At 63.8% G+C, this 11,966-nt stretch carries 11 protein-coding genes; 3 read left to right on the top strand and 8 right to left on the bottom strand.

The window, feature by feature from the left end; all coding sequences use genetic code 11:
* Positions 1-2,085: 2,085 nt before the first annotated feature.
* Entirely contained in the window at positions 2,086-3,279 is a 1,194-nt protein-coding gene (locus tag QX041_RS33695) for a LanC-like protein (RefSeq protein WP_316168075.1), read from the bottom strand.
* 159 nt (positions 3,280-3,438) lie between these two features.
* Here QX041_RS33695 and QX041_RS33690 point away from each other — a divergent pair, with 159 nt between their 5' ends.
* Positions 3,439-3,900: an SRPBCC family protein gene (locus QX041_RS33690; RefSeq protein ID WP_315716594.1), complete on the top strand. Its 462-nt coding sequence runs from the start codon at positions 3,439-3,441 to the stop codon at positions 3,898-3,900.
* An 86-nt stretch (positions 3,901-3,986) separates the two neighbouring features.
* Here the strand turns inward: QX041_RS33690 and QX041_RS33685 are convergent, their stop codons facing one another.
* The 4 genes from QX041_RS33685 to QX041_RS33670 form a co-directional block, all read right to left on the bottom strand.
* Complete coding sequence (locus QX041_RS33685) at positions 3,987-4,148, bottom strand: hypothetical protein (RefSeq protein ID WP_315716595.1); 162 nt, start codon at positions 4,146-4,148, stop codon at positions 3,987-3,989.
* Positions 4,149-4,470: 322 nt separating this feature from the next.
* Entirely contained in the window at positions 4,471-5,841 is a 1,371-nt protein-coding gene (locus QX041_RS33680; protein WP_316168074.1) for a hypothetical protein, read from the bottom strand.
* A gap of 376 nt (positions 5,842-6,217) precedes the next feature.
* On the bottom strand, positions 6,218-6,736 hold the full coding sequence (locus QX041_RS33675) for a GNAT family N-acetyltransferase (RefSeq protein WP_315825432.1): 519 nt from the start codon (positions 6,734-6,736) through the stop codon (positions 6,218-6,220).
* Between the two features lie 225 nt (positions 6,737-6,961).
* Positions 6,962-7,156 (bottom strand): hypothetical protein, encoded by a 195-nt coding sequence (locus tag QX041_RS33670; protein ID WP_315716598.1) that lies wholly within the window; start codon positions 7,154-7,156, stop codon positions 6,962-6,964.
* A 55-nt stretch (positions 7,157-7,211) separates the two neighbouring features.
* Between QX041_RS33670 and QX041_RS33665 the strand changes: the two genes are divergently transcribed.
* Positions 7,212-7,553, top strand: coding sequence for a hypothetical protein (locus tag QX041_RS33665; RefSeq protein WP_315799368.1), 342 nt, complete (start codon positions 7,212-7,214; stop codon positions 7,551-7,553).
* A 357-nt stretch (positions 7,554-7,910) separates the two neighbouring features.
* Positions 7,911-8,810, top strand: a complete 900-nt coding sequence (locus QX041_RS33660) for an NAD(P)-dependent oxidoreductase (RefSeq protein WP_316168072.1) — start codon at positions 7,911-7,913, stop codon at positions 8,808-8,810.
* A 125-nt stretch (positions 8,811-8,935) separates the two neighbouring features.
* Here QX041_RS33660 and QX041_RS33655 read toward each other — a convergent pair whose 3' ends face one another.
* The 3 genes from QX041_RS33655 to QX041_RS33645 are packed head-to-tail and all read right to left on the bottom strand — an operon-like array spanning position 8,936 to position 11,954.
* The gene (locus QX041_RS33655) at positions 8,936-9,715 is read right to left on the bottom strand and encodes an ABC transporter permease (protein WP_316168071.1); all 780 of its coding nucleotides are present in this window, start codon (positions 9,713-9,715) and stop codon (positions 8,936-8,938) included.
* The gene (locus tag QX041_RS33650) at positions 9,712-10,824 is read right to left on the bottom strand and encodes an ABC transporter permease (RefSeq protein ID WP_316168078.1); all 1,113 of its coding nucleotides are present in this window, start codon (positions 10,822-10,824) and stop codon (positions 9,712-9,714) included. Before QX041_RS33650 ends, QX041_RS33655 begins: the two co-directional genes overlap by 4 nt.
* Before the next feature lie 35 nt (positions 10,825-10,859).
* Positions 10,860-11,954 (bottom strand): ABC transporter ATP-binding protein, encoded by a 1,095-nt coding sequence (locus tag QX041_RS33645; protein WP_316168070.1) that lies wholly within the window; start codon positions 11,952-11,954, stop codon positions 10,860-10,862.
* Positions 11,955-11,966 lie beyond the last annotated feature (12 nt).

The following is an 11,966-nucleotide window of genomic DNA, read 5'->3' as shown; positions in this document are numbered from 1 at the left end:
ATCGCCAGCTGACAGGCCCGGCTCCAGCCGGCGAACGCGGTGGGCCGCCAGCTACACCACGCTTGGGGACACGATCCAACTGCCCGCATCCTGATCCGTCCCATCAATACTGCGTCCACTACCCGGTCCGTGCGGGTGCGCGCTCTCGATCTCGCGGCCGGATCGGCGCGAACTCGGCTGCAATTGGGTATCCTCTTGAAGCGAGAGGACTCAGGAAGGTTGAGCACCAACTCGCACAATGAAGCTTCGGTCCGCGCGCCTGCGCGCGGTACTGGGGCGCGGACCAAGGACCTTGAGCGGCCCTGGGTATATGAAGAGAACGCGATCGCGGGGCATTGCAATGCCAGCTGGCAGCGGGGTGTCGGCACGACGCATGGGTGGATCTCGCGCGTGCGCGAGTCTTGCGCCTCCCCGCAACCATCGAAACACAGGACAGGTTGGGCGAACGAGGGATCCGAACTTCACCTTTGGGCGCCGAGCCGAAAGGGCAGGCAATCAACTTTTCTGAAGTCTTGGCAACTTTCAGGCCATTTCTGGCTTCCAGCCTAACCCTTGGATGGTGCGGGCATCGCCTAAAAATCCTTTATGAAACCAACAGCCCTGGAAAGCTGGTGCGGGTGCCTAAATCATTGATCTTGATCCGTGTTTTCGCCCCTGTCGTGCCCACCATCGGCCGATCAGGCCGGTGACCCAGCCTCGTTCGATCTCACGATCATTGAAGATCCTCTGACGTCAAAGCCAAGGATCAGCCGTGGCTCGCGTCGCGGGTCCGCCAGCCCCAGGGCAGGGCGACCATAGTCGTGAATTCATGCGTCTGTCCTTCTGTCGCCGCGTCGTCCCGGCCGGGCTCGTCCCGCTTGCGCGGCCGCGGTCGCTTCGGCGCGGCAAAGGCCCGGTCATCCACATCGCGGGGCTTGCCCAGACAAGAGTGGGATGCCCGGGCGCTTCGCGGTGCCGCTCTTTCGCTTCATCGGCGGCCTGCTGATCGTCGGACGGGTGTGTCGGGTGGATGCTGCGGTCTGGATTTTCAGACATGGCTTCGCTGTCTCGCGGCGCGCTTTGCGTCCGAGCTGTTCTGATCGACCACCCTCTTCGTCGAAGAGGGCACGGGGAATGCCGGGCGCTGGCCGCACCCATGGCCCGCCTGCAGAAAAAAAGCAGGCGGCAGTCACCACAGGTTCAGCCGAGAACACCCGGCATTCCCCGCGCGATGGTTTTGACGGCTGCTTCGCGATCTCCCCGGTGCGCCGGGCTTTCTGGCCACCGTATCGCACAACGCGCTTGCGCACCTTGCGCTGGACATCAGCGTCGGGATGCCAGGACCACGCGACTTGACCGTGCGCATCGACGTCGTTCGTCGGCGCGGCTCAGCCACGCTGCAACATCGACACGCCCACCGCATCCCGCCTCGACGTTCGTGACGACCGCGAAGCGCCCCTCTTGTGAGACGGGACGGGCAGATAGAAGCATAAATTCTGGAAAAAAGAAACAAGAATCTTCATGCTCGGGAGACTGGACAGAGACATGTGTTTGAGGCCGCAGTCAAAACGAGTTTTTCTGGCGTAGGCGATCTGGATGCGGATGAGGGGCAAAGAGACGACCGCGCACCAATGCCGACAAGACCGGCTCCCCGATCTGAACCGGACGAAAGCACTTGGCGCGCTCTATTGGAAGGTCGCCGTTGTCACTCAAGAGACCTCCAGCAAGAGGGTTAGACGGAGTGTGCCGTGGGTACGCCTTTTACGATCTCGTTTTGAGATCAAGTCCCTTCCATATTTCGAGTTCATCAGAGTCATCATAGGCAATGCAGAGGCAGACATCGTCTCGCCCACCGGTTCTACGGGCAAATTCGATGCTGTGAATGGGGGCAGAGATAGATAGCGAAGAGTTTAGCGGCACGCTGACGATCATGCCGGCCTAAATCTGCCCACCTGCCATCTCGCCAGCCAGAACAAACAACCGGCGACTTTCAAGGGCGAAGGTCTCGTTCACACGAAAGCTGAACATCAGGAAGACCTGCATCATGATATCGTGCTTGTCTCTTCCTTGCTCGAAACAGACATTGATAGCAGTCCCCAACTTGCTTCAGAACACGTCGATCGTCGGAAACCGTGGCTCTCCGGTGATGCAATCCCAGAGGTAGACGGCGAGGCCGACGTCGCCGGTCCATAACGAATAGCGTCCGCGGCCGGCGACCATCTGGCCGCCGCGAACCTGCACGATGGCGGTCATCGCGAACTGGCGCGCGCGGTCGAGCCAGACCGGGTCGTGGGTGCGGCGATAGAGCTTGAGAAAGGCGTAGCCGTTTCCGCCGGTGCCGTGGCAGAGGTTCGAGCCTTTCGTCAGCGGTCCAGCGGCCCAAGTGAAGCGTCCGCCGTCCAGCAGCAGCGCGTCGAAGTCCGGCGTCGCGAACGGCGCGTCGGCGAAGGTCGTCACCATGCCCGGGGCACCATGACAGTGCTGACAGAGGAACAGCCGCTTCTCACGCTTGCTTCGCGGTCCCCATGTGGTTCCGATGTCATAGCGCCATGCGTTGGCCGCGAGCGCCTTCGGGACGAAGGCGGCCACATGAGCCTGCTGGGCCGCCGTCAGCCAGTCCCATCCGAGCAACAGCGGGATGACGTTGCCGGCGAAGCCATGAACGGGTCCGAGAAAGCGGTCCTTGGCGCCATATAGATCCTGGGTCCAGAGCGGCCCCTGCGGGGTGTCCTCCAACTCGGCCAACAGCCGGGCCGCCTGCCCCTCGAACAGGCGGCGCCACCGCGCTTCCCCGGTCATCCCCGCCATGTGGACCGCCGCGACCATCGACCCCGGCAGGCCCCACATCAGCTCCCGGATCGGCAGCTCGTTGTTCTTCTCGGCGTGCCAATGAATGAGGTCGGCGAGGCTCGACAGTGGCGTGAGCCGCATGGCGAGCAGGGCGGCCCCCATCTCGCCACGGAGCAGCGAGCCATGTTTCTCGTAGTCGGCAGGCGAATTGGCTGCGTGGTCGATGACCGTCCGCTCCATCAGCCTGGACAGCACGGGGCGGAAATCCTTGGTCGCTCGGGTTGCGCCGACACGATGCAGGTAGTCGAGGGCCCAGATCACACCCGCGGCGCCCTTGTAGAAGCTGGGATCGCCGTCGGCGGTCCCGTCGTCGCTGGGGTGGGCCGGCCAGAAATGATCGGGATCGAATTGGGCGATCGCATCGGCCGCGATGTCTTCGATCGCGGCCAGGGCAATCGCTTCGTCCCAGGGAGTCTGGACCAGCGGCCGATGTCGTCCCAGGGTGATCATCGTGTCGGGCTCTCGGGTGCTGTCCGTCGGTCGCGTCAAGCAGGCAGGCCGCGGGGCGCATGATTGGCAACCAGCCTATCCAAAAGCCTGCCGTCGGTACACCATCGGTCCTATCGGATGATGGCTCGAGACGATGCCCAAGGTCCGCGGGGAATGAACATGCGCGAGACCCTTTCGATACGGTGCTACATCGCCGCGCCTCGGCCGGCGGTCTATCGAGCGCTGCTCGATCCGCGCGCGATCGCAAAATGGAAGGTGCCGGACGGGATGACCTGCGACGTGCATGCGTTCGACGCCCGTGAAGGCGGCGCGTTGCGGATTTCGCTTACCTATGACGTGCCGACCGGGACCGGCAAGACGACGGCGCACACGGATACGTATCGCGGTCGCTTTGTGAAGCTCGTCCCGAATGAGCAGGTTGTCGAAGTGGACGAGTTCGAGACCACGGATCCTGCGCTACGCGGCGAGATGACGATCACGATCACGCTCGCCGATGCGGATGGCGGGACCAAACTCCTTGCCACGCATGATGGACTGCCCCGTGGCGTATCGCCCGCCGACAACGAGGCCGGCTGGCGGATGGCGCTCGCGAAGCTCGCGGCGCTCGTCGAGGCGCGATAGGCCGGGCGTTCCGCTCATGCCCGCGGCAAACATGGGTATGCCGATCACCGGCCGCCGTTCACCGACGCGGAGCAAGAAAAGACCGATCAGAAAAAGCCGTGGCTCAGATCCGTCCCGTAGGTCAGCGCCATCGCCGACACCAGCAATATGGCGGCACAGAGCAGAAGGAACTGTTTGAGCAGTTCGTGTTTCGTACTGTCGGATGCTTCGGAAAATGCCTTATGAAATGCCTTGGTCAGAGCCGTCATTGCGACCTCGATCTCCTCCCGCCCTTGAGTAGGTCAAGGCAGCAGGCAGAAGGTTCATCTCGGCACAGATGCTGACCGGCATTGGACGCGAAAGTCCCGGCTGGACGAAGGCCGCCCGGTCTCCTCAGGCGCGGCGGCGGCAAGCCCGAGCAGGACGACGAAACCGCCGATCGGCGGCAAATGCTGGACATCGCGGCGGCGCAGGACGGTCGCTCCTGCCGCGGCAATGAACGCCGTGCCAAGCGCCAAGCCGACGGTGGGACGGTCGCTCAGTGCTTGATCGCCACCCAACCGCCTTCTTGCGAGATCCGGAGCCGCACGCTTATTGAAACACCTTCACGGTGCGACGCTGTTTGGTGGAGACGGTCCAATTGACGTCGCAGGAGTCACCCGCGTTGATGCTGAGCGTCACGTTGAAGCAGACCTTGCTTTCGTCGGCGACCGCGCTCTTTCCGGTAAAGCACCCCGGACGTGTTTCGGAGAAGGAAAGAGCAGCGGTATCGGGTATCAGCTCCCAACCTGCGTCCGCCGCAGCACATGTTTGCACCGGGCCTGCTGATTTGCCGACCGGCGCGCCTGTAGGATGATCGAGATGCATAGGTCCGCCATTGACCGATATGCCTTTTGTCTGCACGATCTCCTTCAAGACCGGTGGCGGAGGTAACGAAACGTCATTTGCAGCAAGACTGAGCGACGGCATCTGTACGACGGCGACAAATTCCGAGTTTGGTACTCGCTTGAAGACGTAGATCCGCTCTCCGGGACCGACGCTAGCCTCGACGATCTTGTCTTTCTGGTCGCCGACAACGCCAAACGACTCTCCGCCAATGACCTGAATGATGAGGGGATTGGGGTTCGGGATCGCGCTCTTAGGCTCGAAGCGGATTCGTAAGCTGACGATCTGCTGGCTGGGGCTCTTGGTCACCACAGCGGTCAGGGGCGATCTCGACTGAAGGCAGGCCGTGTAGGCGGCAAGGCCATTTTCATCGACGCCAGACGTCACCAGATGCTTCGCTTCGTCAACGCTATAGTTGAACCGCGTCTCTTGGTACATGCTGGCGCGCTTTGCCGCGAAGCTCTTGAAATCTCCAGCGAAATATTCGGGGATGATTGCGGAGGCAGACTTCTTTGCCTCTTCATAGTTCGCCTCATTGATCAACTTGAGCTGGGCGAGCATGACTGCAAGGGAAGAATCCTCGATGCGCATCGCCTTGAAAGCTTCGATGTTGCAATCGCTCGCCTCACTGAAAGCCGCGCCCGAAGATCCCAACAGGGCCACGACAACAAAAATCGCAAGTCTCACGACAATTCTCCCTTTTCGAATGAGATTGAAGGGGCCAGAAAAGAATGTTTTGGTGAAATCGTGAGGCCAACGAAAAGTCGGCCATCCAGTGTCATCAGATTGCGCCTTGCCAAGAGCCAAAGCAATATCAAAACGCGTCGCAATCTCTGCCGGCAGCCCCGCCGTCAGGCGTCTCGAAGCGAGCAAGTGCAAAGGAACGAAATCATCAGCTGCCCGGATCGGCAGTTCGTCGTTCTTCTCGGCGTGCCAATGAATGAGGTCGGCGAGGCTCGACAGTGGCGTGAGCCGCATGGCGAGAAGGGCGGCCCCCACCTCGCCACGGAGCAGCGAGCCGTGTTTCTCGTAGTCGGCAGGCGAGTTGGCTGCGTGATCGATGACCGTCCGCTCCATTAGCCTCGACAGCACGGGGCGGAAGTCCTTCGCACGGCCTGTCGCACCGATACGGAGCAAGTAGTCCAGCCCCCCAGATCACCCCCGCCGCGCCCTTGTAGAAGCTGGGGTCACCGTCTGCCGTCCCGTCGTCGCTGGGATGGGCCGGCCAGAAATTGTCGGGATCGAACTGGGCGATCGTGTCGGCTGCAATGTCGTCGATCGCGACCCGAACGGCCGCTTCGTCCCAGGGGGTCTGGATCAGCGGCCGGTGGCGTCCCAAGGTGATCGTGATGTCGGGCTCCCCTGTGCTGCGCGCATCTCATCAGCTCGTGACTGCGGCCCATGCCGCCATCGCCTTGAATGGGAGAACCGATCGATCCCAGCAGCTCGGTTGTCAGGTGCTGTCAGCCGCACGACTGAAGTCGAGCGCCATGTGCGCCTCGTCGTAGTATCGGCCGCCGTCCTTCGCGGCTTTCAGCTCCAGGCCAAATTCCACGAAGCCGATGCTTTCGTAGAGCCGTCGCGCCGGCACATTGTCCTGGACGACGATCAGCTGAACGATCTCGACCTGCTCGCGCGCGACATCCAGGATGTCATTCGCCAACAGGCGCGCGAGCCCGCTCCGTCGAAAGGCTGGCTTAACGTACATGCCGAACAGCCGGCCCTTATGGGCGTGCTTCGGCCCCTGCTGGACGACGAAGCCCAGCGTGCCGACAAGCTCGCCGTCTCGAAAGGCGCCGAGGGTGTGGGTGTCCTCGAGCCGCCTGGCGAACCATTCGACGCCAAGCCCGTTCTCCAGCTCGAAGGTGCTGCCCATCGATTCCGGGCTGATCGTCAGCGCCTCCAGACGAAGGGCCTTGAAGCATGCCGCATCGTCGGCCCGCAGGCGCCGGATCGTTGCAGCAGGGCTCATGGACCGGCTTTCCATCGTCCTCGCGTGAAAAAATCTTCGCGTGAAAGCGCCGCCCTTGGGCGGGCGCTTCGCCGCATGCGCGTGCTCGACTCCTCGGCCTACGGGCCTTCACAGGCCGACATGCCAGCCGGCCTGCAAACAATGCGGCCTGCCGCAATCGCAGGCCGCCAGACGTCACCTCACAGGAGCTGACCTCAGATGAGGCCGAGAGGTCAAGCCATCAAACTACTGGGCGCGCTTCAACCGCTTGATCTCGGCGACCTGAAACTTGCCGCCGGCCAGCAGGCTGCTGCAATGCAGCCAGACCTTGTTGCGATCCCAGCCCAGGAACGCCTTGGTCTCCGCACAGTCCGCGTAGTGCTTGTACCTGAGGGTGTCGGAGCAGGTCGTATCGAAATGCGAAAATTCCTGACCGGACAAGCTGCATCCGACCCAAGGCGCATTGCCCGACTTGAAGCTGGTCTCGCAGCCGCCGTTGCAGCTGCTGGCGGCTCTCTCCAGCTTGGCGATCCTGGCTTCCACGGAGTCCGACGCAACTGACGGCGCGCGCGCCGTCGACGACGCCGTCGACCGCGTGCGGCGCGAGATCCCGGTGTCGGCCGTGGTCTTCGACCTCTGGAGCTTTGTCGCCTGCTTCGGTGCGTCGACCGTTACGCCCGGAAGCGAGGGGGCGGAGCCTGGTGTGATTTGCGATGCGGCAGGACCGCACAGCAGGACGGTTGCCAGCACGGCGGCAGCCGAGGACACGACGACACTCGACGACAATCTCATGACAATATCCCTTCAGGGACGAACCTGCCGTCCCAATACATTGTGACCGCACTATATTACCTATTCGAAAATGGGAAACTTGGCTACTCAGCGCCGAAAAAATTCTGCGAATGATCGTCGTTTGCATCGCGATCGGGTGATGTGCCGGCGACGCATCCAGAGATTGCCGTGTCGCGATGGGAGGCGATTTTCGGATCGACAGAAATGCGCGCAGGCTGGATCGGGGCGGTTGGCCTGATGTCACCTGCCGGGAGGCGGAGCTATCAACGCAGTGCGGCAATAGGCTTCCACGCGGCATTGAAAGCAGGCCGCGTTCCGCGCGGCAGGCTGCAAGTTCCTTGTGGAGCAGCTTCGCTGGAAACTGCTAGAAGCGATCACGCACTCACAGGGGATGACGAGCTCAATGACAGCCAAGCGCGTGGTGTTCACCGGGGGAACCGGCAAGGCGGGCAGGCATGTGCTGCCGCATCTGCAGAACAAGGGCTACGCGCTCCTCAACGTCGACCTCAAGCCGTTCGATCACCCCGGGATCAATACCCTGATCGCGGATCTGACGGACAGCGGCCAGGCCTTCAACGCGCTGACCACGCATCATGGCTTCGGCGGCTTCAACGCCGGCCGGCCGCCACGGGCGCCGGATGCGGTGGTGCATTTCGCCGCGATCCCGCGGGTGCTGATCGAGCCCGACAACGAGACCTTTCGCGTGAACACGATCAGCACCTACAACGTCATCGAGGCCGCTGCGAAGCTCGGCGTGCGCAAGATCATCATCGCCTCCAGCGAGACCACCTATGGCGTCTGCTTCGCGGAGGGCGACAAGGACTTCAGGAGCTTTCCGCTCGAGGAGGACTACGACACCGACCCGATGGATTCCTACGGGTTGTCCAAGGTCGTGAACGAAAAGACCGCGCGCGCCTTTGCGATGCGCTATGGCATCGACATCTACTGCTTGCGCATCGGCAACGTCATCGAGCCGCATGAATACGACATGTTCCCCCGCTTCCTCGCCGACCCGCCGTCGCGCAAGCGCAACGCCTGGTCCTATATCGACGCCCGCGACCTCGGCGAGATCGTGCATCTGGCGATCGAGAAGGACGGGCTCGGCTTCCAGGTCTTCAACGCGGTCAACGACACCGTCACCGCAACGATGCCGACGCGCGAGCTGCTGCGCCGCTATTGTCCGAATGTGCCGGTGACCCGCGAGATGGGTGACGACGAGGCGCCGCTGTCGAACCGCAAGACGCGCGAGGTGCTCGGGTTCAAGGAAGCGCACAATTGGCGCAAATACGTGAAGGCGGGGTAGGGCAGCCGTAGGGCGGATGAGCGCAGCGTAATCCGCCATTCCGGCTGTTGTGCGCATAGCGGCTGTTCGCGCACGGGGCGGCCGATTACGCTGCGCTCATCCGCCCTACGGACCGGTGCCTTCCCTCACGTCATCCGCCGCCGGAGCGCGAGCATCGCGAGCGACAGCACGATCGTCCCGACGATGAACACGGCCGCCGCCGAGACGATCGCCGGACTGATGTTCTCGCGGATGGTGGCGAACATCTGCCGCGCCAGGGTGCGCTGATTGGGGCCGGCGACGAAGAGCGTCAGCACCACCTCGTCCAGCGACGTCGCGAAAGCGAACAATGCGCCGGAGATCATGCCGGGCAGCGCGATGGGAAACGTCACCGAGCGCAGCACCACGGCAGGCGAGGCGCCGAGACTCGCGGCGGCCCGCTCGAGCTGGATATCGACGCCCTGCAAGGCCGAGGAGACGTTGACCAGCACGAACGGCACGGCGACGACGGTGTGCGCGATGATGACGCCGAGATAGGTGTTGGTGAGCCCGTAGCGCGAAAACATCAGCTGCATGCCGACGCCGAGCACCACCGCCGGCACGACCATCGGCAGCAGGAACACGGTGCGAAGCGTCGCGAACAGCAGCGAGGCGGGCTTGCCGCGCAGGCCGAGCGCGGCGAGCGTGCCGAGCAACGTTGCAAGGGCTGTGGTCCCCGCGCCGATCAGCAGGCTGTTGACGATCGACAGCCGCCAGGAGTCGGCGGTGACCAGCTCGCGAAACCAGCGCGTCGAATAGCCGGGAATGGGATAGTTCAGGAACACGCTGTCGGTCAGCGATAGCGGCAGCACCGCGACCAGCGGCCCGAGCAGGAACACGATGACGGCGATCGCGAACAGCAGCTTGACGAGCGGCAGCCATTTCATGCGCGCTGCTCCTCGGCCGAGGTCAGCCGGATGTAGACGGCATAGAGCAGGATCGTCATCGCCAGCAGGACGAGACCGAGCGCACCGGCCATGCCCCAGTTCGCCGCCCCCGTGGCGTAGTAGGCGATCACCGAGCTGATCATCTGGTCGTTGGCGCCGCCGATCAAAGCGGGCGTGATGTAGTAGCCCAGCGCGGCCATGAACACGAGCAGCGCGCCCGAGACGACGCCGCGCATCGACAGCGGCAGCAGCACGTGGACGAAGGCGCGCAGCGGATGGGCGCCGAGCGAGGCCGCCGCCGGCATCAGGTTGCGCGGGATCGCGATCAGCACGCTGAAGATCGGCAGCACCATGAACGGCAGCAGCACATGCGTCATGGCGATGACGACGCCGATCCGGTTGAACATCAGCGGGATCGGCGCCGACGTCAGGCCGAGCCCCTTCAAGGTGGCGTTGATCAGGCCGTTGTCCTGCAGCACGACATACCAGGCGGCGGTGCGTACCAGCAGCGAGGTCCAGAGCGGCAGCAGCACCGCGCCGAGCAGGATCTGCCGTCGCCAGCCGTCGACCGAGGCGGCCACCATCGCGAACGGCAGGCCGATGAGGATGCAGGCCAGCGTCACCAGCGCCGAGGTCACGAAGGTCCGGATCATGATCAGGCGGTTGGCCGAGGCGCCCTCCGGCATCGCAGCGATATTGCCGGCGGCGTTGCGCTCGAGGTCGACAGCAGCGAGCAGGTTCTTGTCGGTCCAGGGCGAGGCGACGGCCTCGGCGATGGTCGTCCAATAGGTGGTCTCGCTCCAGCGCGAGTCGATCGCGGCGAGGTCGACCGCGTCGGTGCCGTCGAGCGCGCGGCGGGTCTTACCAAGCAGGCTGCGGAATCCGGACTGCGCGCTGTTGAGGCGGCGAACGAGATCGCCGAACTGCTCGTCATTGGTCAGCTTGCGGATGTCGTCGATGAACGCGGCCTGTGCGGTTGCAGGAGGCACGCTCGTGCGGTCCCAGCGCGCCAGCGCCTTGTGGGTGCGGGGCAGGGACTCGGTCGCGACTGGATCGGATACAGCCGACTTCATCATCGTCACCAGCGGCACGACGAAGAACGACAGCATGAACGCCAGAAGCGGCGCCAGCAGCAGAAATGCCGTCAACCGTTGGCGGAAGACTGGTCGCATGATCCCACCACCCAGACGTCCGACGCCGCGAACGACAGCGCGACCTCGCTGCCGACCTCCGCAGCCTGACCGGCACGATCGCCCTTGATGATCAGCCGCTGCGCGCCGGCCGTGGCGACCAGACGCACGTGATCGCCGAAATACACCGCATCCAGGATGCGCGCGGTCAGGCGGTTCGCGGTCGCCGCTGCATGATCGTTGATCCGGATGGCCTCGGGACGGATCGAGACCTGCACCCTGCCGCCATCAATGCGGCCGGCGCCGGCATGCGCCGCCAGCGCGAGGCCCGAGTCCGCCGTCAGCCGCACCGCGTCGCCCGCGTGCTCGTCGACCTTGCACGCCAGCAGGTTGGTCTCGCCGATGAACTCGGCGACGAAGGGCGTGCGCGGCAGCTCGTAGATCTCGCGCGGCGTGCCGATCTGCTCGATCCTGCCGTGGTTGAACACGGCGATGCGGTCCGACATCGTCAGCGCCTCGTCCTGATCGTGGGTGACGAACACGATGGTGAGGCCGAGCCGGCGGTGCAGGTCGCGGATGTCGAGCTGCATCTGCTCGCGCAGCTTCTTGTCGAGCGCGCCGAGCGGCTCGTCCATCAGCACCACCTGCGGCTCGAACACCAGGGCGCGGGCAAGCGCGACGCGCTGCTGCTGGCCGCCGGACAGCTGCGCCGGCTTGCGCTCGGCCATGGCCGACAGCTTGACCATGTCGAGCACGCGGGCGACGCGCTGCGCGATCTCGGGCTTGGGCGTGCCGCGCATCTTGAGCGGAAAGGCGATGTTGTCGCGCACGCTCATATGCGGGAACAGCGCGTAGTTCTGGAACACCACGCCCATGTTGCGCTTGTGCGGCGGCAGCCCGTCGACCCTGGCGCCGCCGACCTCGATCGTGCCGCTGGTCGGCTGCTCGAAGCCGGCGAGCATCATCAGGAGCGTGGTCTTGCCGGAGCCGGAGGGACCGAGCAGGGCGACAAACTCACCGCGCGCGATATCGAGATCGAGATCGTCGACCACGGTCAGCGCAGCGAAGCGCTTGACCACCTGCCGGAACGAGATGAAGGGGGTATCCATGACGGAGGCTTT

The organism is Bradyrhizobium sp. SZCCHNRI2009, from assembly GCF_032485115.1.
GTDB lineage: Bacteria > Pseudomonadota > Alphaproteobacteria > Rhizobiales > Xanthobacteraceae > Bradyrhizobium.
This window is presented reverse-complemented; position numbering and strand designations above follow the sequence as displayed.

What these genes read in the sequence shown, in the direction of transcription:
- QX041_RS33695 (WP_316168075.1), bottom strand. Translation starts at nt 3,279, where the DNA reads ATGATCACCCTGGGACGACATCGGCCGCTGGTCCAGACTCCCTGGGAC.
- QX041_RS33645 (WP_316168070.1), bottom strand. Translation starts at nt 11,954, where the DNA reads ATGGATACCCCCTTCATCTCGTTCCGGCAGGTGGTCAAGCGCTTCGCT.
- QX041_RS33650 (WP_316168078.1), bottom strand. Translation starts at nt 10,824, where the DNA reads ATGCTGTCGTTCTTCGTCGTGCCGCTGGTGACGATGATGAAGTCGGCT.
- QX041_RS33660 (WP_316168072.1), top strand. Translation starts at nt 7,911, where the DNA reads ATGACAGCCAAGCGCGTGGTGTTCACCGGGGGAACCGGCAAGGCGGGC.
- QX041_RS33655 (WP_316168071.1), bottom strand. Translation starts at nt 9,715, where the DNA reads ATGAAATGGCTGCCGCTCGTCAAGCTGCTGTTCGCGATCGCCGTCATC.
- QX041_RS33690 (WP_315716594.1), top strand. Translation starts at nt 3,439, where the DNA reads ATGCGCGAGACCCTTTCGATACGGTGCTACATCGCCGCGCCTCGGCCG.
- QX041_RS33685 (WP_315716595.1), bottom strand. Translation starts at nt 4,148, where the DNA reads ATGACGGCTCTGACCAAGGCATTTCATAAGGCATTTTCCGAAGCATCC.
- QX041_RS33675 (WP_315825432.1), bottom strand. Translation starts at nt 6,736, where the DNA reads ATGAGCCCTGCTGCAACGATCCGGCGCCTGCGGGCCGACGATGCGGCA.
- QX041_RS33680 (WP_316168074.1), bottom strand. Translation starts at nt 5,841, where the DNA reads ATGGAGCGGACGGTCATCGATCACGCAGCCAACTCGCCTGCCGACTAC.